The organism is uncultured Kordia sp. (genome assembly GCF_947489565.1).
GTDB lineage: Bacteria > Bacteroidota > Bacteroidia > Flavobacteriales > Flavobacteriaceae > Kordia.
In genome coordinates this window covers 195449-221725 of the sequence record NZ_CANLEA010000002.1, presented here as the reverse complement: position 1 = coordinate 221725, position 26277 = coordinate 195449, and the positions used below count along the sequence as shown (strand labels likewise).

At 34.5% G+C, this 26277-nt stretch carries 20 protein-coding genes; 9 read left to right on the top strand and 11 right to left on the bottom strand.

Going from position 1 to position 26277, the window contains the following annotated elements:
- The first annotated feature begins 32 nt into the window (after nucleotides 1-32).
- Nucleotides 33-1442, top strand: coding sequence for a DUF5689 domain-containing protein (locus tag Q0845_RS03630; protein ID WP_298509311.1), 1410 nt, complete (start codon nucleotides 33-35; stop codon nucleotides 1440-1442).
- A 760-nt stretch (nucleotides 1443-2202) separates the two neighbouring features.
- On the opposite strand, the gene Q0845_RS03625 is transcribed toward Q0845_RS03630, so the two are convergent.
- The 3 genes from Q0845_RS03625 to Q0845_RS03615 all read right to left on the bottom strand — a co-directional run bounded on the left by Q0845_RS03625 (nucleotide 2203) and on the right by Q0845_RS03615 (nucleotide 6528).
- Nucleotides 2203-4377, bottom strand: a complete 2175-nt coding sequence (locus Q0845_RS03625) for a prolyl oligopeptidase family serine peptidase (protein ID WP_298509308.1) — start codon at nucleotides 4375-4377, stop codon at nucleotides 2203-2205.
- 122 nt (nucleotides 4378-4499) lie between these two features.
- Nucleotides 4500-4673, bottom strand: coding sequence for a hypothetical protein (locus tag Q0845_RS03620; protein WP_298509305.1), 174 nt, complete (start codon nucleotides 4671-4673; stop codon nucleotides 4500-4502).
- A 118-nt stretch (nucleotides 4674-4791) separates the two neighbouring features.
- The gene (locus tag Q0845_RS03615) at nucleotides 4792-6528 is read right to left on the bottom strand and encodes an AraC family transcriptional regulator (protein ID WP_298509302.1); all 1737 of its coding nucleotides are present in this window, start codon (nucleotides 6526-6528) and stop codon (nucleotides 4792-4794) included.
- Nucleotides 6529-7005: 477 nt separating this feature from the next.
- Here Q0845_RS03615 and Q0845_RS03610 point away from each other — a divergent pair, with 477 nt between their 5' ends.
- The 8 genes from Q0845_RS03610 to Q0845_RS03575 all read left to right on the top strand — a co-directional run bounded on the left by Q0845_RS03610 (nucleotide 7006) and on the right by Q0845_RS03575 (nucleotide 11044).
- A complete protein-coding gene (locus tag Q0845_RS03610) occupies nucleotides 7006-7170 on the top strand; it encodes a class IIb bacteriocin, lactobin A/cerein 7B family (protein WP_298509299.1) in 165 nt (54 codons plus the stop codon).
- Between the two features lie 73 nt (nucleotides 7171-7243).
- Nucleotides 7244-7408: a hypothetical protein gene (locus Q0845_RS03605; protein WP_298509296.1), complete on the top strand. Its 165-nt coding sequence runs from the start codon at nucleotides 7244-7246 to the stop codon at nucleotides 7406-7408.
- Between the two features lie 23 nt (nucleotides 7409-7431).
- Nucleotides 7432-7596: a hypothetical protein gene (locus tag Q0845_RS03600; RefSeq protein WP_298509293.1), complete on the top strand. Its 165-nt coding sequence runs from the start codon at nucleotides 7432-7434 to the stop codon at nucleotides 7594-7596.
- A 339-nt stretch (nucleotides 7597-7935) separates the two neighbouring features.
- Entirely contained in the window at nucleotides 7936-8118 is a 183-nt protein-coding gene (locus Q0845_RS03595) for a hypothetical protein (RefSeq protein ID WP_298509290.1), read from the top strand.
- A gap of 6 nt (nucleotides 8119-8124) precedes the next feature.
- The gene (gwsG, locus tag Q0845_RS03590) at nucleotides 8125-9126 is read left to right on the top strand and encodes a grasp-with-spasm system ATP-grasp peptide maturase (protein WP_298509287.1); all 1002 of its coding nucleotides are present in this window, start codon (nucleotides 8125-8127) and stop codon (nucleotides 9124-9126) included.
- A 2-nt stretch (nucleotides 9127-9128) separates the two neighbouring features.
- A complete protein-coding gene (locus Q0845_RS03585) occupies nucleotides 9129-9335 on the top strand; it encodes a hypothetical protein (RefSeq protein WP_298509285.1) in 207 nt (68 codons plus the stop codon).
- Between the two features lie 4 nt (nucleotides 9336-9339).
- The gene (gwsS, locus tag Q0845_RS03580; RefSeq protein WP_298509281.1) at nucleotides 9340-10413 is read left to right on the top strand and encodes a grasp-with-spasm system SPASM domain peptide maturase; all 1074 of its coding nucleotides are present in this window, start codon (nucleotides 9340-9342) and stop codon (nucleotides 10411-10413) included.
- A 16-nt stretch (nucleotides 10414-10429) separates the two neighbouring features.
- Nucleotides 10430-11044, top strand: a complete 615-nt coding sequence (locus tag Q0845_RS03575) for a DUF6624 domain-containing protein (RefSeq protein ID WP_298509278.1) — start codon at nucleotides 10430-10432, stop codon at nucleotides 11042-11044.
- Nucleotides 11045-11146: 102 nt separating this feature from the next.
- Here Q0845_RS03575 and msrA read toward each other — a convergent pair whose 3' ends face one another.
- From msrA to Q0845_RS03535, 8 genes are all read right to left on the bottom strand, one after another.
- A complete protein-coding gene (gene msrA / locus Q0845_RS03570) occupies nucleotides 11147-11686 on the bottom strand; it encodes a peptide-methionine (S)-S-oxide reductase MsrA (RefSeq protein WP_298509276.1) in 540 nt (179 codons plus the stop codon).
- A 1346-nt stretch (nucleotides 11687-13032) separates the two neighbouring features.
- Entirely contained in the window at nucleotides 13033-14472 is a 1440-nt protein-coding gene (locus Q0845_RS03565) for an alpha-amylase family glycosyl hydrolase (protein ID WP_298509273.1), read from the bottom strand.
- Nucleotides 14473-14489: 17 nt separating this feature from the next.
- Nucleotides 14490-16874 (bottom strand): TIM-barrel domain-containing protein, encoded by a 2385-nt coding sequence (locus tag Q0845_RS03560; protein WP_298509270.1) that lies wholly within the window; start codon nucleotides 16872-16874, stop codon nucleotides 14490-14492.
- Between the two features lie 3 nt (nucleotides 16875-16877).
- Nucleotides 16878-18941: an alpha/beta hydrolase-fold protein gene (locus Q0845_RS03555; RefSeq protein WP_298509267.1), complete on the bottom strand. Its 2064-nt coding sequence runs from the start codon at nucleotides 18939-18941 to the stop codon at nucleotides 16878-16880.
- A gap of 371 nt (nucleotides 18942-19312) precedes the next feature.
- On the bottom strand, nucleotides 19313-21235 hold the full coding sequence (locus Q0845_RS03550; RefSeq protein WP_298509264.1) for a glycoside hydrolase family 13 protein: 1923 nt from the start codon (nucleotides 21233-21235) through the stop codon (nucleotides 19313-19315).
- A gap of 336 nt (nucleotides 21236-21571) precedes the next feature.
- The gene (locus Q0845_RS03545) at nucleotides 21572-23878 is read right to left on the bottom strand and encodes a glycoside hydrolase family 65 protein (RefSeq protein ID WP_298509261.1); all 2307 of its coding nucleotides are present in this window, start codon (nucleotides 23876-23878) and stop codon (nucleotides 21572-21574) included.
- 82 nt (nucleotides 23879-23960) lie between these two features.
- Complete coding sequence (gene pgmB / locus Q0845_RS03540; protein WP_298509258.1) at nucleotides 23961-24617, bottom strand: beta-phosphoglucomutase; 657 nt, start codon at nucleotides 24615-24617, stop codon at nucleotides 23961-23963.
- An 8-nt stretch (nucleotides 24618-24625) separates the two neighbouring features.
- Nucleotides 24626-26200 (bottom strand): MFS transporter, encoded by a 1575-nt coding sequence (locus tag Q0845_RS03535; protein ID WP_298509255.1) that lies wholly within the window; start codon nucleotides 26198-26200, stop codon nucleotides 24626-24628.
- Nucleotides 26201-26277: the final 77 nt, after the last annotated feature.

The window sequence follows — 26277 nt, the reverse complement described above, 5'->3', positions numbered from 1 at the left end:
TTTATAGGACGCAGAAAAATAAAATCGAACAAATGAAAGCAAATAAAATTTTTAGTTTAATAGCTGTCTTAGGAATTATGGGATTAGTTATTACTTCTTGTGTTCAAGACGATGAATTTGCAATTCCTAACGGAACAACAGCTGTTGATCCAGGATTAACTGCAAATGCTACTTTCCAAAATATGGTAGCAAGATACCTGCAAGCAGTAGGTGATGGAGACCAAATTGCAACCATTGCAACGGATGAAGCAGAAATTATTATTGAAGGATATGTAGTATCTAGTGACCAAGCTGGAAACTTCTTCGAAGAATTAGTAATACAAAACAAAAAAGACGGTGCAAACCCGGATTCAGATCCAAGATTAGGATTCCGTGTTGATATCAACCAGTCTGCATTATTCAACAGCTACGAATTTGGTAGAAAAGTATATATCAAAATGAATGGTTTAGCTATTGGACTTGAAAATGGTGTATACGCTATTGGAAAACCTAATGGAAACGATATCGATCAAATTCAACCATTTGAATTAGAAGAGTTTGTAGTACGTGGTACTGAAGTAGCTGAAATTTCTCCTAAAGTAACTACGATTGGAGAATTGACAGAAGCTGATGAGAATACATTTATTCAAATAGAAGGTGTTCAGTTTGCATTAAACAATATCGGATTAACATATGCTGGTGAAGCTTCTGATAACTTTGACGGATTTAGAAATCTTGAAGAATGTGATAATAGTGGAGTAATTTCTTTACAAACAAGTACATTTGCTGATTTCAAATCATTAACTGTTGATGATAAAAAAGGAACAATTCAAGGAGTTTTCACAAGAGATTTTGGTGATGATGCCAATGTTTTAGTGATCAATACTTTAGCAGATATCAACTTTACAGATACGGTTCGTTGTGATCCAAACGTTTTAGATTGTACAGGACCAGTTTCTACTGCAATGACTGTATTTGAAGAAGATTTCCAAGCAATTACAAACGAAGCACAATTAGATGCTTTAGGATGGACAAACGTAAATGTTTCAGGTGGTTCTGAGCGTTATGAAGATAATTCTTTCTCTGGAGACAGATACATGAAGATTTCTGCTTTCGGAACAGGTGAAAGCCCATTAGAAGCTTGGTTAGTTACTCCAGCTATTAACTTAGACGGAACAACTCAAGAAGAATTAACTTTTGAAGTTTCTGCAAACTTTGAAACAGGAACAATCTTAGAAGCATTCATCACAGAAAACTATACTGGAGATCCAACAACAACAGAGTGGACATTACTTGACGCTAACATTCCAGTAGGAGGAAGCGGATTTGGAAGCTTTGTAGGATCAAACATCAATATCTCTTGTTTAAATGGAGATGTACACGTAGCATTCAAATATTTAGGTGCTGATGGTGGAGCTGAAACAAGATACCACATTGACGATATCAAAGTAACAGGAATGTAAGATTCTTGAAACATAATACATTATAAAAAAAGAGTGCTAGCAATAGCGCTCTTTTTTTGTGTTTAAATTATTAGAGTAGTTAGATGCTCCAAAACGTCACATCGAGTGATTTTTGAAGAAAATTGTATTGAAATGCACTATGAATTAGTATTGAGTATTGAGATGTTAGTATTGAGAAGTTTCAAAGATCAATTTGATTTCTATTGAAGGGTTATTGTTGCTTAGGTAGTTTATCAGTTTATGTTTTGAGATCAAATCAAGAAAAGCAAACAAACAAATCAACAAAAAAACAAACAAGAAGTTTGAAAGGTTGATAAGTTTATGAAGTTTCAAAGATCAATTTGATTTCTATTGAAAGTTTATTATTGCTTAGGTAGTTTATCAGTTTAAGAGTTTATGTTTTAAGATCAAATCAAGAAAAACAAACAAACAAATCAACAAAAAACAAATAAGAAGTTTGAAAGGTTGATAAGTTTATCAGTTTATGAAACTTCAAAGATCGATCATAGGAAAGTAAAGTATATTTCGAATTTCGTCATTACAAACAAAAGTGAAGTAATCTGTATCTTGGGGAAACTTTACATAAACAAACAGACAAAAAAACAAATTAACAGAGAGACAAAGAGACAAAAAACAAATAAGAAGTTTAAAAGGTTTATCAGTTTAAGAGTTTATGTTTTGAAATCAAATCAAGAAAAACAAAAAAACAAAAACGCAGTGACCCAACACCCAACACCAAAGACCCAACACCCAACAAACCCTACTTCAACCGATACTTCTCACTTCCAGTTCGCCACAAAGCAAAAGAAATAATATCTGCAAGTTCTTCACGTTTGCTCTTCTGTGTACGATCAAAACCGTGACCTTCCGAAAAATTGACAGACAATAAAATAGGATTTTCTGAACTCGTAGCTGCTTGCATACGTGCAGCAAACTTAGCCGGTTGCCAAGCTGCCACTCGCGAATCGTTGATGCCCGAAGTTAAAAACACCGAAGGATACGCTACATTTTTCTCAATATGATGATAGGCATCCATCGCTAACAACGCTTCAAACTCTGTAGAATCTTTTACCGTACCAAATTCCTTAATATTATTTTGTCCGTTAGGTGCAATCTCAGATCGTACTGTATTCAACAAGCCAACTCTAATCACAACAGCAGCATACAAATCAGGGCGTTCCGTAACTGCGCGTCCAATATTAATTCCTCCAGCACTTCCGCCCCAAACAGCAAAACGTTCTGAAGAAGTATATCCTTCATCAATCAAATATTCGGTACAAGCAATAAAATCTTTCCAAGTATTTGGTTTTGTTGTTTTATAACCGCTTTTGTGCCATTGTTCTCCTTTTTCACCGCCACCACGCACATGAGCTACCGCGTAAATGCCACCTTCGGAAATCCAATACAATAAATACGGATACAACATAGGCGCATTAATCCAGTTGTAGCAACCATAACCATTCAGCAGCATACGGTTTTTACCATTCTTTATCATTCCTTTCTTATAAATGATCGATAAAGGAACTTGTACACCATCGTGAGACGTAATTTCAATCTCTTTTATGACAATATCATTAAATACTGGATAATCTAGTACTGGAGTTACATTCTCTTTCTTAAACGTCTTCTTTTTGACGGAATAGCGATAACGGTTTTTATGACTTGTCCAACCTTGAGTTTCTATCCATAACTCTGGAAATTGTGTGCCAATCGTTGATAAATGAATACTTCCAGATGTTTCAGGCAATGCAATCTTTTCATTTTTTGTATTGGTGGAATGGTATAAACTTGCGAGTACACCATTTTTGGAAGTTGTATAGAATAAGCCTTCGGAAGTTATGGTGAAATCTTTGATGATTTCATCAGTTATGGTAGGAATTACCTCCGAAGGCGAGTCAAAATTAATATCTTTAAAAGTTGTTTTATACAAGCTAAAGTTGGAAACTTTTTGTGCGCTTGAAAAATAGATCTCTTCTCCGTGAGGCAAAAACTTTTCTACCTTATGTTTCTTTTTAAACAGCGGTTTCCAAGTCACATTTTTTTGCTGTAATTCACTTATGGGTGCATAGTAATAGTCTTTAAACCCAATTCCGCCAACTCTGCCAAACATATACTTTTGGTCTTTCCCAAAAATATTTACAATAGGAAAATCGGCAGGATTTAAATGAAGTTGTGGATGTGTTTTTCTGGAAAAAATAATATGTAAATCTTTCGGATTTGTTCCTAAATGGTATAAAACGGTAGCAGAATCTAAGATATAATTAGGCGATGTAGTATCAATATCTGGGATATGTAAATAGGTGAATCCAGAATTATCATCTAACCAATTAATTCCGCCTAATTCAGACGGCCAACAATGGTCAATAATTTCTTTGTGAAATGTTTTTGTGGGTACATCGTAAATAACAACTTCCGAGAATTCTTCGTCGTTTTTAGTAAATCCAATGGCTATTTTTTTACCATTCCAGCTTGGCTGAAAATAATTAATAATATACTTGTCTTTGGAGTTTGACTTATAATTCTCAGAATTAAAAATCTCCATTTCTTTTCCGTGAATTCCATTCTTAAAATACAGAACATTAGCTTCATGATTTTTAGCGTATTTTAAATAGTAATATGCAGACGGTGATAGTACTTTTAGGTTATAAGTAGCTTCGGAACCCATGTTATCGTAGGTTTCAATCTTTTTCAAAAGTTGTTGGCGTCCAGAAATATGCTGCAATGTAGTTTTGGTATATTCATTTTGAGAAACCAGCCAGGATAGTACGGCACTATCTTTTAAATTTTCTAGGTATTGATACGGATCTTCAACTATGGTAGAAAAATACGTATTGATTACAGGTTTTTCAGTAGCGAAAAGAGGTTCTTGTTTATTAGTAGTGCATTGTGTATTAAAAACAAGAAGTAATAAATAAAGAGGGAATGGGTATTTCATTTGGTAGTTTTTGAGTGTTCTTCTTTCTAAAAACAAAATGCTACCTCAAGAGGATGGGTGTGCATCACACTTGAAATAGCATTTTTGTGATTATGAAAAAAGAGAAATATAAATTCTTTATACTATTGTGTGTCTATGGTATCGCCAGCGCATAATAGTGTACAAATATTTTGACTTGTACAGTTTTCTGTTGGCCTTGGAAGAGATCCTCCACATATTTTTCTTGGGTCTCCAACTTGAGCGATCATTAATTTAGATAATGTAAGTTTTCCTAAGTTTCTTTTTGTAGTTTTCATGGTGTTAAAGTTATTTTGATTACGATGTAAATGTATATCAAAACACACCCCTTTTATAATGAAGTATAGTGGTATTTATAAATATCACGATAAAAATTAAAATATAAATAATTGAAAATCAACCACTTGAAACTTTATTCTGATTTTCAAGTTGTTTTAAGAAGTAAGATGGATTAATGCCCGTTTTTTTGTGAAAAGCGATTGAAAATGACTGTGCATTATTAAAACCAACCTCCTGTGCAATGGCCTTAATTGTGTACGAACGAAACAGTTTATTTTCTTTCAATTGTGTAATTGCATAATCAATTCGGATTTCATTCATATACTTTGCAAAATTCATTCCTTTGGTCATATTAATGATCTTTGATAAGTAAGTACTATTGGTATCTAATTCCTTAGCAAGTTTTGTTAAGGTGTAATTTTTCTTCGTAAATCGATGTGTATCTTCAAATCTTTTCAATTTCACCAAAATGGGCGCTACAATTTCTTCTGGCAATCCAATGCTTTCTTTTTGTGCCGATGAAACCAAAGTTTCCTTTTCTGTAGTTGTATTGTTTGTATTTTGTGCTTTTTCTTTCTCAACTTTCTTTTGATCGTATTCTTCCATCAATGCTTTAAAGCGTTTCTTGTATACAACATTTCTTCTAAAAAAGTAAAAAATGATGACTAAGAACAATATAGATGTAATCACAAGTGCCGTAACTTTCTTTTGTGATAAAAAGTTTTTGTCTTGTAATTGATTGATGAGTTCTTCTTTTTGATTGATAAGTTCTTCGGTTTCAGAAATCATCAAATGTGTATCATACTTTTGAACAATCTCTTTTCCCAGATTTTGATACTCATCTTCAATAATTTTATTTACCGCTAATAACTTTTCAATAGTTGCCAATTGTTTTTCAGGATCTTTAGCAGCTTTGTGTTCTATATTTAAAGACTCATACGCTTCTCTGGCTTGAAAAATGACCTTTGGTTTTTGATTGTAAATAGAATCTACCTTATATAAATAAGAAATACCAGCATCATTTTTCCCTAACTTTTCCATACACCTATATATATATAGGTAATTAGAGCATAATGCTTTTTCGTTATTCTTTAAAAATTTGGTGGCTTTTAACAAGCTGTCAATTCCAGTAGCATAGTTCTCTCTATAATAGGAAGTAACTCCGTAAGAAGTTAAAAACCAAGGATACAAATATTTGGTAGGATGTTGTAAACTCACCTTTATTCCGAGCTTGTTTACAATTTCGGCAGAATCTAACACACGATTCTTATTATAGGAATTAGAAAGAGCAAACAAGGACTTTAAATATTGCTCCGGATTTTTCTTTTCAAAATTATTCTCACGGATAAACTCAATATTTTCCTGAAAAATCTTTAAAGCTTCCTCGCGTTCTTCACTTACATTTTTAAGTAAACCTATATAATGCTTAATTGAAATTTGCTGTCTAATATTTTTATTTGCCAGCGCCATGTCATTTGCAGTCGCAAAATTGGTAAGCGCATCATTATATTTAGAGTTGTAGTATAACTGGATCCCTTTTGACAAATATCCTTCTGCAGGATAGTCTTCTAGTTTTGCATTTTTGGTCAATAAAATAATACTATCGGTATACGAAACTGCTTTTGGTGTATGACTATAATAGGAAACAAACAATTCATAACCTTCTACAATTCGGTGTACTTCATTTACTTCTTTGGCTTTCGCCAGATACGTTTTTGCGCTATTAAAAGCCTCTTCAGAATTTTTAGCAGCCTTCGTAAACTCAGATTTTATTCCTTCAAAAGAGTCAGTATCAAGCTGTGCAGAAACAGAAATTGAGCAAAAAAGCAGTAAAATAAGGTGAATTTTAAGCATAAAATCATGTTTCCTACGGAAAAAATCTGCGAAAACGCATGCAAAAGGGGCTAGATTTTGAATATAATTTTTCACTTTTTTCTAATTATTTAGAATTTGATGCCAAAAATGCTCTTTTCCAAAAGCTATAACGGTTAAAATTCAATTAAAATTGTAGGTTAATACATATGTATAATTGACAAAAATTAATTTGTGACTTTAAAATTACTGTAAATGTGTATAAAGATAGCGTTTTATGCAAGAATAAAGACACATATTCGTAAAGCTATTATAGATAAAGCAATTGCGGAAAATTTAGCAACGTGAGATTTATAAATCCGTTGCATGAGATTTATAAACGTCAGTACTAACCACTTGATAAATAGGAAATTCCGCCATTAATTAGCACTGTCGATTCGTTGCAACAATCACGAAAAGGTGGAATCCGAAAAACCTTAAAACAGAGTAGGAACCAAAATTTTTTAAAACTTTAATATTATGAAATTAAATAAAAAGAACGTAAAGGAAATGACAGCTCAAGAATTAGAAGCAATCTCTGGAGGATTAAGTAGAATTAGTGGAGATACTGCAACAGCAACTGCAACAGCTAGTGCTCGTTCATCTGCAGAAGCAGAAGCAGAGGCAGAAGCTTCTTCTAAGTAATAGTTAATTTATAACTAATGGCTGCTTCCACAAAAGCAGTCATTAGTATATAAATAACCAAAAAACTAACGTCATGAAGATAAGTAAAAAAAGTATCGAAGAAATGAAACCAGAAGAATTAAAAGTAATTCGAGGTGGTTTCAGAGAACAAAATAGTGATACAAATACTATTTCAAGAAGAGCTAGCGCTCGTGCTCCCATAGAAACGGAATATGAGATACCAATACCGACAAAATAGTTTAATCTATTAAACCAATTCTTATGAAACTCAACAAAAAAGAAGGTATCAAAGAAATGTTACCAGAAGAGCTTAAAGTGATTGCTGGAGGTGTTAAAAGTTCAGATGGACAAACACAAACAAATACAGATTCATACAGTGCACGTTCTTCGTCTGAAGCAGAGGCCGAAGCAGAGTACGGAAATTAGTCTTGAATTTGTATAAAACACAAGTAATTATCAAGCTATATACTAAATATTGTAGTGTAGGTGATAAATGAGTATTACCTACACATTACAAAACAAAGAATCATCAGTACTTAACAAAGGTTAATACAGTATATTCTTCAAAACACACACCTTTAGAAACATTGTCTAAGCACCAAGTGATATAACAATATTTACCACACTAATTTAAACGAAGACGCTAATCTTCTAAATCACTTTGCTTTTAGTTTCTGACAACAGAATATTTACTGTTACCTATACGTATTACTGATTCAAATTTATATTACAAACACATTTTATAAACCACAAAAATCAGTCATTATGAAATTAGCAAACACAAAAATCAAAGAAATGTCTAAAAAGGATTTAGCAGCTGTTCGAGCTGGTAATATAGAACCAGTTAGAAGTTCACAAGACACCTATTCTAAAACCCAAACGTTAAAAGCGATGGCAGAAACAGAAGTTGATCTTGAGTACGAGTATGACAATCCAGGAAAATTTTAAGATACCATGGAAAACGATGAAAAAATATTAGTACTCAGCCGTCAAGATGATGGAAGTACGAGCAATGTAATTGAATGGCTTGTAAAATATAACAAGCCATACATTCGCCTCAATACCGACGATGATAAAGCACGCCTGCATTTTCTCGATATTGACGATAGAGAATTGACCGTTTCCAAACATGGAGAAGAACATAACTTATTCAATATTTCATCAATTTGGCACAGAAGAAGAGGTTTTTCATTGAAAAATGTAGCGATCAATTTTGACGAACTTGAAAAAGGAATCTTATTCGATACACCAAACTATCACAAAAATCACATCAACTCAGAGTACAAGGTGCTCACAGAGTATTTTCATTACATATTACAACAAGATGTAACTGCTATTGGAAATTATGTGAGTACTGATGTAAACAAACTGATTGTCTTAGAAATTGCTAAAAAATACAATGTTCCAATTCCAAAAAGTTATGTGGTGACCACAAAAGCAGGAATTCGAAGAATTTTAGCAAATACAGATGCAAATTTTGTAGTAACCAAAGCGATTAGTCAAGGAGTATATCACTTTACGCCAGATTATGGATATTATTCATATACCGAGCGTATTACTGAAGAAAGTTTGGACGAATTACCAGATCGCTTTTTTCCATCATTACTGCAAGAAGAAATCAAGAAAAAATACGAACTCAGAGTTTTTTATCTCAATGAAGAATTCTATGCAATGGCAATATTCTCGCAAAAACGAGCAGATACGGTAGTTGATTTTAGAAAACATACCGATCAAGAAAATCCGCAGCGTAAAGTGCCATATAATTTACCACAACATGTAAAACAAGGACTTATTGACATCATGAACGAACTGCAATTAAACACAGGTTCTATTGATATTTTAGTCGATGAAGACAACAATTACATCTTCTTAGAAGTAAATCCTGTTGGACAATTTGGAATGACGTCCGCTCCTTGTAATTATTACTTAGAACGAAAAATTGCTAAAATCTTGTAATCATGATAAAACTAAAGAAATTACCAATTAGCGAACCACAACTAGAAAACTTACCATTATTTTATAATTACCTTATATATAATGAGTTGCTGCCTTCAGATCCTTTTTATAGAACTGCATATAGTGAAAAATATAGTAGTATCATTTTTTATTCAGGATCCGATAAACCAATTTCGAAAATTGTAGATGTTACTGAAATAAAAAGATAAAAAGATGAAAGAATTAGCCACCATAAAAGATAAATATCTCTATATGTTCGCAGATTGTTTTCCTGTAAAAGGACACACAAGAACAATGTTATGCGATGTTTCTAGACAAAAAGTGTACTTTGTTGATAATTCATACTATGAACTATTATCAGTACTTAAAGAAAATAATATCGGTACTGTTGCCGAAATGCTCGATGGAGAAGAAGATCTCATTTTCTTTAAAGACTTTATCGATTATTTAGTTGACATAGAGTTGGCAATTGTAGTGGATACTTTAGATCGATTTCCAGCAATGGAACTGGAGTGGGATCATCCATCAAAAATTATCAATTCTATTATTGATATCCGTGATGAAATGCACGATTTTGAGAAGATTTTTAACGAATTAGAAGTCTTGGCGTGTTATCACATTCAAATTAGAGCTTATTGCCAATTACCTGTTTCTAGATTAGAAGAAATATTGGCATTGACCGTTGGAAAAAACTTCCGATCAATTGACTTCTTAATTGAATATGACGGAAAAGAAAAAGAAATAAAAGCACTTTTAGATAAATATGAAATTGCTCAGGTTACCTATCACACGTATGATATGGAACTTTTTGATGAAGAACCTGAAGCTAAAAACAGATCAAAAGTTTACCACGGAAGTTTGGGCTATACCAAACAAAAAGTAAGTGGTTGCGAAGGTTGCGGATTAATCAATGTAAACTCTATGCGAATTAGAGATGTAAAAGGATTTACCGAAAATATAAAGCACAACGGATGTTTAAATAGAAAAATTTCTATTGACGAAACAGGAAATGTGAAAAACTGTCCTTCTATGCAAAAATCGTATGGACATGTAAACAACATTTCATTGACAAAAATTGCCGATGATGCCGAATTCCAAAAACCATGGAATATCAACAAAGATAATATTGATGGTTGTAGAGATTGCGAATATCGATACATCTGTACAGATTGTAGAGCGTATACAACAGACGGAGATTTACATTCCAAACCAGCAAAATGTCAATACGATCCTTACACAGGAAAATGGGCAGATAAAGTGGAAAGTGTAAACACTGTTTTTGCTTAAAAAAGCGCACAACATCATGAAACAACTACTTTTCATAACAATTATTATTAGTTCAATAACGATGCAGAGTCAAACGCAAATACAAGCAAAACCAATAGATTACAAACTGCTCAAAGCACAATTGGAAACTATTCGTATCGAAGATCAAACTTTACGACAATTACTTCCAGAAGCTGAAGCTAAATTTGGAAGAAATTCAGATGAGTTAGCATACATATGGAAACTTATTCATGAACAAGATAGCATCAACGAAAAAAAAGTGTTGCACATTATTGATACTTATGGTTGGCTTAGTAAAAATAAAGTAGGAGAAATGGCGAATCAAACCTTATGGTTGGTCGTACAACATGCAGAAATTGACACACAAGAAAAATATTTACCCTATTTAGTTACATCGGTTAATAATAATGAATCTGATGGTTGGTATTTAGCCTTTCTAAAAGATCGGATTTTAATGCGAAACGGTAAAAAACAACACTACGGTACTCAAGTGAAAAAAGACAAAAAATCTGGATTCACATATATATATCCAATTGCAAATGCTCATAAAGTAAACGAAAGAAGACGCGCTATAGGACTCAATTCAATTGAAGAATATGCGAAGACTAATAACTATGTATTGCATAAATAGTTTAAAAGATCTAGAACCTTAGTGACTAGAGTTTAAATTAAAGGTGGTTAAAAAGAGTACTAATATTTTAGTACTCTTTTTTATATAGTATAAGTATAAAAATTATTTCAATTTATCTGCAAACAGCTTGCGAAGTTTTGTCAACTTAGGAGTAATCACATAACTGCAATATCCTTGTTGTGTGTTTTGTCTGTAATAATTTTGATGTTCAACTTCGGCTTCATAAAAAGTTTCTGCCGCAGTTATTTCGGTTACAATTGATGCATCATAATATTCAGAAAGTTCCTGAATGACAACTTCAGCTGTTTGCTTTTGAATGTCATCATGATAAAAAATAACCGAACGATATTGCGTTCCCACATCTGCACCTTGACGATTTAAGGTCGTTGGATCGTGTGTTGCCATAAAAATGATTAAAATCTCCTGAAAGGAAATAACATCAGCATCAAAAGTAAGTTGTATTACTTCTGCATGTCCTGTGAGTCCCGAACAAATTTCTCTATACGTAGGCTTTCCAGGAACAGTGCCACCAGTATATCCAGAAACAATGGTTTCAACACCTTTTACTTCCTGAAAAACAGCTTCTGTACACCAAAAACAACCACCGCCAATAGTGGCAATTTGTATATTTTTTTCTTTCATCTAGTCTTCTTTATTTAACAAAAAACAAAGATACTCATAAAAGTATTTTATTATTTTATATGGTTGCAAATACAACAAAAAAACACTTGTTGTCATATCTGTGACAAGTTGTAGGTGTTTTTTTTAACTTTTAGAACATATTGGTGAAAGAGACTTAACATTAATTTGACATTACGCTGCGCATTCGTCTATAAAAAGTATACGTTCGTCGAAGGAATGTAAGTTGTTGTCTAATATATAGGGTTTTATGAAATAGAGGTATTATATTTGGACTTAACTTTTTTTCATGGTTAAAGTAATTTATTGGTTATAAATTATTTCCCTTATTACCCTAAGACCCCAAATAAGAATAACCAATTTTTGGTAAGAGAAAAGAGCTTCCGCAAGGAGGCTCTTTTTATTTTAACAATATTCGGTTTTGAAAAATCAAAAATTGAGTTGATTTCTTTGTAGATGAAAAGCTCAAAGTATTTTCTATGATACTTTTTTTAACTGAATTAAATTGTCAAATAGAACACAGTCAAGATAAAATTGAAACGTTCAATTTGCTTAGTTTATTGATTGTTTATACCAGATATCTTCAATAAAAACATATTTCTATTTCAATTGACTCACTGTTTTTTTTAAAATTCACAAATAGCAATCTTCACTACTTAATCTCACATAATTCGCGGAATTGGCGGATGCTTTACTAGTTGCTATCACTGATCTTCAGTACTTTAGTTTCATTATAAATCATTAAAACTTATTTAATATGAAAACATTGAATCAATTAACACAATACCAAATTGAAAACGAGCAGCTTATCATTGGCGGTTCAATTGTTGAAGAATACGGAGGTATTTAATCCTAATTTTATAAATTTTAAAACAAATTCTTATGAGTATAATACATCAATTAGAAGAATATCAAATTGAAAATACGCAACTTATTGTTGGTGGTTTTATCATTGAAGAAGGTGGAGCAGTTTAGTTTCTTTCAGCAGCATTAATCTTAATTATAAATTTTAAAACAAATTTAGATGAAAACAGTAGATCAATTAGTACAGTATAAAATTGAAAATGAGCAAGTTATAGTTGGCGGTTCAATTATAGAAGAAAGTGGAGGTCTTTAATTTTAGTATAAACTCTTAAAACAAATTCAGATGAAAACAATAAATCAATTAGCACAACACCAAATTGAAAACACGCAACTTATAGTTGGCGGTTCAATTATAGAAGAAGTTATTGGACTTTAGGTTTCTCAAAAAAAGCTGTCTAAAGAATGAATTTTTCGTCAAATCGAATCGAATTCAAGATGACATTTTTCAAAATTTTTTAGACAGCTTCTTTACTGTTTTTTACATATTATTCAGCAACTAACACCATATATTGCCAAGGCTGCAAGGCTACATCTTGTCCTTCTCTAAACATAATAGTGTCGCCATTTATATGATTTGTGAAGCTTCCAACAAGGTCAATTGTTGTGATGACAGCTTCGTTAGATAAGTTTCCAATATAATACACTTGCTTACCATCTTTTTCACGTTTAAATGCCAATACCTGAGCTGCTTTACTAGTTTGCAACTTTGTGTATGAAGCAGGATTTTTTCCGCCGTGCAATGCAATATTTGTATTCTTTAATGCTCCTAACTTTTCTAATAATGGCCACATTTCGCCTTTTTCTTTCGGAATTTCATCTTTCTCGAAGAATTTCAAACGATGCTTCATATCATATTCTTGTCCTGAGTAAATCAATGGCATTCCTGGTGCCACAAAACTCAATGCTGTAAATGCAGCAGCGCCTTTTCCCATGCGTTCTTCAATAGTTCCATTCCATGAATTTTCATCGTGATTGGTAACGAAATTCATTAAAATATCATCGCTTTCATACAAAGAATCAATTTGCTGCATACGCTTGTCCCAATTGGCAACAGTTTCTTCTCCTTTGGCAATATGATTCATTCGGTGATGCGTGTCCCAACCGTACGCCATATCAAACAATTTACCTTTCAATAATTCTGGTTCCCATGCTTCAGCTAACATAAAAATATCTTTGGTAGCGCGTAATTGTGGTACAGCTTCTTCCCAAAAATTTGTGGGAACTGATCCTGCCACATCACAACGAAAACCATCTACGTTTTCTTCTGTCAACCAAAATTGCATGTCTTTAATCATGGCTTTGCGCAGTTCCTTATTATCATAATTCAAATCAGCAACATCTGCCCAACCTACAGGTATTCCATCTTCGTTTAGCGGATCGGTAATTTCGCCTTTTGCATTTTTTGTATAGAAATCTGGATTCGTTTTAATCCAAGTATGATCCCAACCTGTATGGTTTGGAACCCAATCTAAAATCACGTAAATACCGTTGTCATGTGCGGTTTTTACGAGTTCTCTAAAATCTTCCATCGTTCCAAATTCCGGATTGATCTTGGTAAAATCAGAAACGGCATAATAACTTCCTAAGTATTTTTTACGCTCTTCAGGATCTTCAATATCACTGGCAAACTTGTCACCTGTAGCTTTGCGTTTGGTTTCTGAAATAGGAAAAATCGGCATCAGCCAAATAATTTTTACGCCTAATTGTTTTAACTGTGGAATATCTTTCGTGAAAGCATCAAAAGAACCTTCTTTCGAATATTGACGAATGTTTGCTTCATAAATTACGGCGCTTTCCATCATGTCTTTTGAAACAGCTGCAATTTCTTTTGCTTTGGGTTCTGGTGTTTTTACAGCTTCTTTTTTCTTTGTATCGCACGATAGGAAAAGAAGCGTTACAATTAAAAATAAGTTTAGATTTTTCATTGGTTTATATGTTAATTTTATAGTTTGATCGTAATTTTACGTTCTTTTTTGGTGTTCCAGCTAATTGTAAATTTCACGGTTTTATAAGTGTTGTTCCAATCAAATTTGACACGCTTTCCGCGGAATTTTATTTTTCTAGGTTTTTTCTGAATATTATGAATAATCACTTCCATTTCTTTGGTGCTTGAAGCGTAGTTTTTACCAATTTCTGCTTCCAATTCAATAAGCAAACGATTGTTGCCAAACTCACTTTCAAACGTCAACAACTCATACATACCTTTTTCATATGCATTTTTTGTTTCGCCATCGTCATTGTACAATTTGCGTTCACTTTCTGAGATACTTTCATCATGATAATAATGAAGCTGTACAACATTTGGATTGTATGCTGCGGTGGTTTGCATCGGGTTAGCTATCGGAATAAACGCGCCACCACGAACATATACAGGAATGGAGTTTTCTTTGGTGTTGACCATTTTTGTTTGCCCGCCAAGTACTTTTTCATCGGTTTCAAAGTCAAACCAAACAGCATCTTTTGGAAAATAAACTTCTTTGGTGTCCACGCTATCTTTCACAATCGGAGTTACTAAGAAATCATGTCCCCATAAATACGTAGCAGTGTTTGTATACAAGTTTTTGTTATGGTCTTCTACAAAAAACAACGGACGCATCAACGGAGTTCCTTTTTGATTGTTCTCAAAAGCAATGGTATAATTGTAGGGCAATAATTGGTAACGCAATTCAATTGCTTGCTTTGCTAATGCTTTCGCTCTTGCGGAACGAAACACAGGTTCACTTGGTACTTCTTCTTGTGCATGCGGTCTGTAAATTGGTTGAAAAACGCCGTATTGCAACCATCGAGTGTATAAATTATCGTCCAAATTCGCGCCAGCAAAACCACCTAAATCAGAGTGCATATAACTCAAACCTTGCATGGCCATTTGCATGGCAATTTCTGGTTGCGATTGCAATCCGCCCCAAGTTCTATTCACATCGCCAGACCAAGGAATGAGTCCGTAACGTTGCGAACCCGAATATCCTGCACGCATCAAAATAAATGGTCGCGTGTTTGGAAAATCTCTGGCGTATCCTTCATAAATCAATCGTGCCCAATCGTGTCCGTAAATATTATGCTTCTCGTTGGCAGTTCCTGTGTGATGCATTAGTTTTTCTGGATGCACTTCAGGTTCTCCCAAATCGCCCCAAACTCCTGCCACACCTAAGTCTGCAAGTTCTTTATAAATATTCCAAAACCATTGTTCTCCTTTCGGATTGTAAATATCAATCAATCCAGTATTTCCAAAATAGAAATCGAACTTAAACGGATTTCCGATAGAATCTTTCGCTAAAATTCCCAAATTTGACGCTTCATACCAACGTTTGGAAGTCGTTAGAATAAACGGTTCGGTAATGAAAATCGTTTTTACACCTTGATCATTAAAATCTTTAATCATCTGCTTTGCGTTGGGAAACGAATCTTTGTGAATTTTTAAATTCCCCATCGTTCCTTTAATCTCTTTTCCAAACCAATACAAGTCCAAAATCACAGCATCTACAGGAATTTCTTCATCCTTAAACGCTTTAATAGTCGCTTCGGTTTCCGCTTGAGAATGATAGCCAAATCTGCTTGAAAAATTACCAAAAGCCCAACGTGGTGGCAATGGTTGTTTTCCTGTCAAATCGGTATAATTATCAATCACATCAACCCAAGAATCGCCAGCAATCACTTGATAGGTTTTACGACCCGAAATGGTTTCGTACGTAAGCGTATTGTCTTTTTTACTATCCAAATCCAAATAACCAATCGGAGCATTGTCAAAGTGAATCATGTATTTTTGAGAAGACATTACAATTGGAAGTGTAAAATTCATCAATTCAGAACGTGTTTCGTAGCCGTAATGCGCTCGGTTATAAAGTTTCAAGCGATTTCCACGACGATTCATTCCCAACGCACGCGCGCCGCCGCCCATGAGAATTTCATCTTTTGTCAAATTAAAATCAATCGCTTCGCCACCTTCTACTTTTTGATAGCCAGTTTTTTCAGAAATAATAGGTTGTCCTTTATAGCTGTATGAAATTTGAAATGGTGATTTTTGAATATGCGCTGAAATTCCATCAGAAACCAACTCAATACTCGTGTCTGTCTCAGAAACGGACTTTATTTTTTGAATGTCTTTTAAAATTACGGCATGACTTTGCGCTGTAATTTTTTGTCCTTTTGGAATAAAGGTTGTTCCAATAATATTGTCATTAATCAGCCGAATAAAATACGTTCCATCAGATACTTTGATGGAGTGTACATTCAAGCTTTCAGCATAACTCACAAACTTTCGATCTGCATTCTGTGCCAACGAAAACTGACAGCATAAAAACGATATGAATAGTATTTTAAATAGTTTCATGTATTACTTTTTAAGTAGAAATGTAAATGGAATGTGTAAACGTTTTTGCCAAGCATTCTCGGAATGATTAGTGCCTTCAAACTTTAGATTCGTATAATTTGCTTCGGTATATCCTTTTTCCTTAAAAACTTCATCCACATTTGGTGCATATTGCGGATAATGTTTGTCTAAAGTTTCTGTTCCGTAATCAAAATAGAATCGATGTGTTTTTGGTGATGGCAAATGATCACGCATATAGGCAAAAAATGCATTTGGAATTGGATTGTCTTCTCTCGGACTTGCGCCAACCCAATGTGTCGAAATACAAGCGGCTGCACTATAAATTTCTGGATATTCACACATGGCATACATCGAAATTAGTCCGCCCATGCTAGAACCAGCCACAAACGTATGTTCGCGATCTGTTTTTACTGAATAGGTGTTATCAATATATGGCTTTAGTTCTTCCGTGAGGAATTTTAAATAGTTGTCTGCATTAAAATTGAGCGAAAAATTATTCTTTTCTGCTTCTTCGCGAAACGTCTTTTGTGTTGCTTCATCTAAATAAGTAAATGCTTTTTGTGGAAAGTAATCTTGCCAACGAATTTCAGCTATATTCCATGGAGACACGACAATAAAATCTTTTACTTTTCCTTCTTTCATCAATTTGGAAGCCACTTCGTCAACTTTCCATTCTTGCTTATTCCAAGTTGTAGAAGCGTCGTATAACATTTGTCCGTCATGCATGTAAAGCACATTGTATTTTTTTTCTTTTGAATAGTTTTCAGGCAACCAGACATCTACATTTCGTGGACGAATATAGTTGGATGGAAAATCGACCACACGCATGAGTTTTCCGCTTGCCAAGGTTACATTCTTTACTTCTTGTGCTACAGGTTCGCCGTGATGTTGAATCTTGATATTTTCAGAAAACAACCAAAGCAAGGCCGTTTTTAATTCACTGCGCCAAAATGCTTCGCTGTGCGTGCCATCGGGAGAAAATTTAGTAGTAAACTGATCTTTTGGAAAACCATTTTCATTTAGCAATTTCAACATTTTATTCAGGTTTGCCATCATAACTTCACCTTCTTTTTCGCCCATTAAGTAGTATAATTTTGAGTGTTGAGCTTTCGCTAGATTGTCCTTTGTGAAACTAAATGTATCTTCTGAAAACCAAAACGAAGGTGAAAATACACCAGCTTTTCCAAATACATCTGGATGTGCAAAAACAGCATAATGTGAAATTAATCCGCCCATAGAACTTCCCATGATAGCTGTATTTTGAGCGTCTTTTTTAGTTCTGTATTTTGCATCAATCGCAGGTTTTAAGGTTTTTGCAATAAACATTACATATTCTTGTCCTTGTGGTAATTTATACTTTGGACTTGTCCATGCTGAATATTCTTGCATGCGTTCTTCGCTATTATCAATAGCAACGACAATGACGTCTAAACCGTGCGTTTGGTGTAGTGAATTCAGTGTTTCATCTACTTCCCATTCGCCAGAATACGAAGTGGCTTTGTCAAATACATTTTGTCCGTCGTGCATATACAACACAGGATATGATTCGGTAGTATTCGCATAATTTGGTGGTAGATACACTTGAATTTTTCGAGTTTTGTTGAGCTGTGGTATTTCAAAGGTTTCTGCAAACGTTTCTACATTTGGTTGTTTGGTAGAAGCTGTTTTATTTTTGTTTCCTTTGGACCAATTCCATACAGCGTATGTACTCGTTTTTAAATTTTCATCATACGTGTAGGTTCTGTTTTCAACGTCAAATCCTTGACTGTCGAGTTCTACTGTTTCCCAAGAACCTAAGGTAAATTTGAAATTGATGGTTTCTTTTTCCATGGGAATTTTAATTCGGTATAGTTTTCCCAGTTTTTCCATTTTGAATTCAGGTTTACCACCTGACCAATCTTCAAAATCTCCTGAAATATAGATGTCTTTCGAAAAATCGTGGTCTTTAGGTAAAAAATTCACCACGATTGTAGCAACTTTTTTATCTTGAGGAGTCTCACCTTTTTGTTGTCCTTTGCAGGAGAAAAACAAGACGGAAATTATGAGTAAGGTTAGTTTTAGTTTCATTGACATTTTTGTTATTCTCGCGTAAGCGGGAATCTATTTAGTTATATTGTTTTTTATTCCTATACATTTCGACTGCGCTCAACAGATGTTTTCAAATTACTTCTCGATACAATTTTCTTCATTTCATTTCGAAAATCACTCGAAGTGACGTTTTGGTATTTGTTTACGCTTTACGTCAGATCGAGTGGAATTCTGAAAGAATTTTGTATCGAGATCTGCTTAATTTTTCAAAACTTCTCACGACTAATATTTTATATTTTCGTTTCCAAGTACTTCTCGATACTTTTTCTCGCTTCACTCAAAAACACTCGAATTGACGTTTAGTTTCCAAATTGGTTTTCAGTTCTTGACTAATACCCAAAACCTAATCCCTAATTAGATTTCGTTGTTAATATCATACTTCCTTTTTCTTTGAATTCAATTTCATCATTCCATGTAAATTGTTTTCCGGTAATAATATTCGTCAACGTTTTTCCTTTCAAATTCATTTCTGCATAACGTTTAAGATCAATGGTAATAGGTTGTTCGTTTTTATTGATGATATGTACGATGGTTTCGTCGTCTAAAGTTCTAAACAAGAAATAAGTTCCTAAAAATGGTGCAAAATGTGTGGTTTTCCCTTTGTGAATGGCGTTGCTGTTTTTGCGGAAATTCAATAGTTTTTTAAGGTATGATTGCATGTCTTTTTGTGCCGCAGTTAAACCTTCGCCTGTAAATGCGTTTGCCGTATCACCTTGCCAACCACCGGGAAAATCGGTTCGGATCAATCCGTGATCGCCAGGTTTTTCAAAGTCATTCATGAGAATTTCTGTTCCGTAGTAGAGTTGTGGAATTCTTGGTAAAGTCAACAAATAGCTCAATGCCATTTTGGTGTTTACAATGTCTCCTTTGAGTTGTGTAAAGATGCGACTCATATCATGATTGTCTGGAAAAATCATAATGTCTTTCGGGTTTGGATATTGAAAATCGTTTGCCAAACCTTCATAGATTTTTACCAAGCCTTTGTCCCACGATTCTTCTTCGTTTAAAGCTTCTACGGTTTTTCGCTGCATTGCAAAATCCATCGTAGATTTTAGATTGCTTTCATATCCATCTTTATTGTTGGCGCCAGTTTGCCAATAGCCAATAAGTAACGGATTGTAACTCCATTCTTCGCCCACAATAGAAAAGTTTGGATATTCGGTCATAATTGCGCCAGCCCATTTGCTCATAAAATTCTTGTCAGGATACGGATATGTGTCTTGTCGAATTCCGCTCAGCCCGAGAGATTCAATCCACCAAATACTGTTTTGAATGATGTAGTTTGCCATGTATGGATTGCGCTGATTGAGATCGGGCATTGTTATGACAAACCAACCGTCGGTCATGCCTTTTTGATCACTTTTGGAAGCGTAGATATCTTGATTGGAAGTCCGTCTATGATTTGAAAAGGTTGTTTTTTCGCCATTTTCAAAGTCTTTTTGATAGTTTACCCAATCGTTGAATGGCAAATCTTTCATCCACCAATGTTCCAATCCGCAATGGTTTGCTACTTGATCCATGATGAGTTTCATTCCGCGTTTGTTGGCTTTGTCTGCCAGTTCTTTGTATTCGTCAAAGGTTCCAAAACGTGGATCTACTTGATAGTAATCTGTAATGGCATATCCGTGATACGAACCGCGTTTCATGTCGTTGGTGAGAAGCGGACAAGACCAAATTGCCGTAAATCCTAAATCGTCAATATAGTCTAAATGATTTGTGATTCCTTTGATATCGCCACCATGACGCGCATAATTATCCTTGCGATTAATGGTTGTTTCGTTTAGGTTTTCAAACACATCATTTTCAGGTTTTGCATTGGAAAATCGGTCTGGAGTGATTAAATAGATCGCGTCTGAACTGTTGAACCCAATATATTCTTTGGCAGCTTTTGTTCGTTGTTTGAGTTCATAGGTTTGCGTAAGTGTTGAACCGTTTTCGAGTTTAAATTCGATATTGAATTTTCCAGCTTTTGCTTTAGAAATGTCTAAATCGATGAAGAGATAGTTTGCACTTTCTCCTGCTTGTATTTTTTCAATCTTAACATTGGTATTTGTAATACTTGGTGTTGTTTTGGCAATGTTTGGATGTTTAACTAAGAGTTGGAGTTTGGTGTTTTGAAAACCTGTCCACCAATGTGGCGGTTCTATACGTTCGATATCGTTTTTGATGTCGGTTACGACTTCCGTTTTTGATGCGGCATCAGATGCTTTGTCTTCCGTTTGTTTGCAAGAGAAACATAATGCAAGTACTGTAAGTAAGATTATTTTTTTCATCTGATTGTTGTTTTTAAGTATTGAGCTTTTAGTATTGAGTATTGAGACAATTGGATTCCTGCCTTCGCAGGAATGACAGTTGTTTTCAAAGTGCTTCTCGATACGATTTTCTTCATTTTATTATGAAAATCACTCGAATTGACGTTTTGAGTATGAATTCCAATGGATTCCTGCCTTCGCAGGAATGACATAAAGAAACGTTCTCAATACTCACTACTAATTAATCTATATTTGGTATGAAACACTAAAGTTTCTGACTAGCCCTGATTGCAGTGGCATCCTCCCGATTTGTTCGGGAGATACAACGGAAAGCAGGAAATAGCTTCAAATTTACATTCAAACTGTAACCAAATCGTTTGGTGAAACGGCTACTTTTTTTCCATCGACCAAGATCACTAAATCTTCTCCTTTTTCAAGTTCGAAAGAAGTTCCGTTTTGCGTGACGTTGATTTTAAGAATGTGATTTCTATAGTTTACTTTGAACGAATATCCTTTCCATCGTTCTGGAATTCTTGGTTCAAAGGAAAGTGTGTCATTTTTCATGCGCATGCCACCAAAACCTTCTACAATACTCATCCAAGTTCCTGCCATGGAGGTAATGTGTAAGCCTTCTTCGACTTCTTTGTTGTAATCGTCTAAGTCGAGTCGCGATGTTCTTAGATAGAATGTATACGCCATGTTCATTTTGTCCAATTTAGCTGCTTGAATGCTGTGAACACATGGTGAAAGTGATGATTCGTGCACGGTAAATGGTTCGTAGAAGTTGAAGTGTTTTTCAAGTTCTTCTTTGGTAAAATGATCTTCAAAGAAGTAAAAACCTTGTAAGGTATCTGCTTGTTTGATGTATGGTGAACGTAGAATGCGATCCCAACTCCATTTTTGATTGATTGGTCGTTGTGATGTATCTAAATCGGCCACACTTACCAAGTCTTTGTCTAAGAAACCATCTTGTTGTAAGTACACGCCGTATTGCTCACTGTATGGAAAGTACATGTTTTCGGCAACTTCCATCCATGAAGAGATTTCCTGATCGGATAAGCGTGCTTTTTGCATGATGCGATCATAATCGGCAGCATATTCATTTTTTACTTTTTCGATGTGTTCTTGTGCAAATTTGATACACCATTGTGCAATGTAGTTTGTGTACCAATTGTTATTTACATTATTCTCGTATTCGTTAGGTCCAGTGACGCCCAGAATTACATATTTGTTTTTTGCGGTAGAGAAACTTGCTCTTTGATGCCAAAAACGTGCAATTCCGATCATGACTTCTAGTCCCATTTCTGGAATATAGCTGTAATCGCCTGTGTAACGTGTATAGTTATAGATAGCAAACGCGATGGCTCCGTTTCGGTGAATTTCCTCAAAGGTAATTTCCCACTCGTTGTGACATTCTTCGCCATTCATGGTTACCATTGGATATAGCGCAGCACCATTATTGAATCCTAGTTTTTCCGCATTTTCAATCGCTTTTTCTAAGTGATTGTATCGGTATTGCAATAAGTTTCTAGCTACTTGCTGATCTTTTGTAGTCATGTAAAAAGGAATACAATAAGCTTCCGTGTCCCAATACGTACTTCCACCATATTTTTCGCCTGTAAATCCTTTTGGGCCAATGTTGAGGCGAGAATCTTTTCCAAGATAGGTTTGATTCAGTTGAAAGATATTGAAACGGATTCCTTGTTGTGCTTTTACATCACCTTCAATGGTAATGTCTGCCATTTCCCAAATTTTTGCCCAGGCTTCTTTTTGGTTTTCTAATAGTGTATCGAAACCAAGTGAAGTTGCGTTATGCAATGCTTTTTTTGCAGCAGAGATGAGTTCGTATTTGTCATGATTTGTACACACGGTATAGCCGCCATATTTGTAAATGGTAAGCGTTTCGTTTGCTTTTACTTCTTGTGCGTAGTTGAATGAAATGTACGTTGATTTTTCAGAAACATTCGTAGGTACATCAAGTGACTTTCCGTTTAATTTTAATTCCGTTTGCATGAAAGTACATGCATAGAAGTCAGTTTTTAGTGTTTTTGCAACAATAAACGCTTGATTGTTTTCTTCTTTTACTTGAATGGTTTCCCAGAATTTTTCTTCCCAGTTGGCATCTTCATTTTTGATTCCGGAATCTAAGTATGGCGTATATTTTATAGTGGCATCACTGTTGCGTAATTGTATGCTGTAAGCAATGGCACCAACTTCGTCAATGTCTAAACTTAGAAATCGTTTTGCAGCAACCGAAATTTCGATATCGTTTTGTAATGTTACTACAAATGAACGTTCGTACCAACCTTCTTTCATGTTGAGTTCACGACGGAAATCGGTTACTTTTTTGCAGGCATTTAAGTCTAGTACTTCATCATTGATGCTTACATTGATTCCAATCCAATTGGGAGCATTGAGTACTTTGGCAAAATATTCTGGATATCCGTTTTTCCACCAACCTACTTTTGTTTTGTCTGGATAATATACTCCGGCAATATAACTTCCCTGAAAGGTAGCTCCAGAGTAGTATTCTTCAAAATTAGCTCGTTGTCCCATCGCACCGTTTCCGATACTGAAAAGACTTTCGGAAGATTTGACACTTTCTGTATCAAATCCTTCTTCGATGATCGACCAATTGTCTGGTTGTATATAATTCTGATTCATTTTTTTATGGGTGTTTGGTTTTGGGTCTTGGGTTTTAGGTTATAGCACGACACTAATTCCTAACACCTAACACCTAATACCATCATCTATTTATTAATTCTTCTATAAAACTTGTTTGTATTTCGGTAAAATCTTTGAAGACATAATCTGCATGTCCAAGTGTATCTTCGGAACCAATTCCGATAGAAATCATTCCTGCGCTATTTGCAGCAGTTACGCCAGCTACAGAGTCTTCAAATACAATACAATCTGTTGGTTTTTTGTCTAATTTTTCGGCAGCAATTAGGAATACTTCTGGATCGGGCTTGGCTTTGCTGACATCATTTCCATCAACAATACCTTCAAAAACTTCAAAGAGTCCTACTTTTCGTAGAATTTTGCGTGCGTTTTTGCTGGCTGATCCAAGTGCAATTCCTTGCTGTGTTTCTTGTAAATAGTTTAGTGTTTTTGGGACATCAGGAAGAATTTCTCCAGCATCCATTTGGGCAATATGCGATAAATAGTTATCGTTTTTCTCTGCCATATATTTATCGAACGCTTCTTGGGAGAGTGTTTTATTTCCCCAGCCTAAAATAATTTCTAGGGAACGGACTCTACTGACTCCTTTGAGTTGTTCGTTTTGTTCTAATGAGATGTCAAAACCTAGTTCATTGGCAAGGGATTTCCAAGCTAGGTAATGGTATTTTGCAGTATCAACAATGACACCATCTAAATCAAATATAAATCCTTTTTTATTCATTGGTATACTTATGATTCTTCTGTTTGGTAACTAATAGCTTTTTTGTTGGTAATGAGGAAGTTGCAAAGTCCAGCAATAATTAAACTTACTCCTGCTAGGATCATTGCATTGATAGCGCCTTCTCCAAATAGTCCTGTTATAAAGGTGATTCCGCCCAAAGCGGCAATAATTTGAGGAATTACAATAAACATGTTGAATATTCCCATGATGACTCCCATTTTTTTAGGATCAACAGAACTTGATAACATTGCATATGGCATTGATAAAATACTTCCCCAAGCAAAACCAATAAGCGTAAAGCTTACAAAGAGATAGTCTGGTGATGGAACAAAATACATTAGAATAAATCCAATTCCTCCAAGAATTAATGATGACATGTGTACATATTTTCTATTAATTCTTCTTCTAGAAGTGTACAATACTAGGATCAACGCAAAAACCATAGATGATAATCCGTAAGTTCCCATATATGATCCTACTAAGTTTGATGATTTTTGGAATTTATCATTGCTTACCCAATACCATACTTTTTGATCTTGGAATGAATCTACATTCTCTTTTAAGTATGCTAATTTTTCAGATTCACTTTGTAATGCCCCATATTTGGTAAAGATTTCTTTAGAAAGTACTGTATTTGCAATTAATGTGTCTTTCATTGCATTGTTTACAAACACACTATCTTTTGCGGCTAATTCAAAGAACGCAGTTCTGTTCTCGCTTTTAAAAGCATCGGTCTTTTTAGTTTTTTTATATATTTCTTTCGTAGGATTTGGAGTGTTGAATACATGTTCGGTTAAGGCAGGATTTGCCATACTCCACATCGTAAAAAATGCAAACCAACTAAAAAATTGAATCACACCTAAACGTTTCATCGTTGTTGGCATGCTACCAATATTTTCTAGAATATCAGGAATAAACCTGTTTTTTTGTTTTTTCTCTCTTTCGAATTCTTCCATGTCTTCTGGAGGATATTCGGATGTTGTAAAAACGGTATACAGAATACTAACTAAAAACACAAATGCACCAATGGCAAAAGCTACTTTTACAGACATAGGAACAACGCCGCTTGCTGCAGAATCACTAACACCTAACTCTGAAATAAGCCAAGGTAAGTTACTTGCAACCCAAGTACCAATTCCAATAATAAGTGTTTGAACAACAAAGCCATAGGATCGTTGTGATTCAGGTAGTTTATCGGCTACTAATGCTCTAAAAGGTTCCATAGATACGTTGATGGACGCATCTAAAATCCATAGGAATCCTGCCGCCATCCATAATGCTGGTGAATGTGGAACAAAAAATAATGCAACAGAACTTAGAATTGCTCCAATAAGGAAATAAGGTCTTCGTCTTCCCCAACGCGGATGCCATGTTCTATCACTTAAATAGCCAATTATTGGTTGTACTAGTAAACCTGTCAATGGAGCTGCAATCCATAACATGGGAATGTCGTCTTTTGCTGCACCAAGAGTTTGAAATATTCTAGACATGAATCCACCTTGTAAGGCAAACCCAAATTGTATTCCCAAGAAACCGAAACTCATGTTCCATATTTCCCAGAAACTTAATTTACGCTTTTCCATTATCGTAATGTATTAGTTAATAACTATGTACGATAAGCGTTTAAACTTATCAAAACTTACTTTTTGGGTGAGAGGTA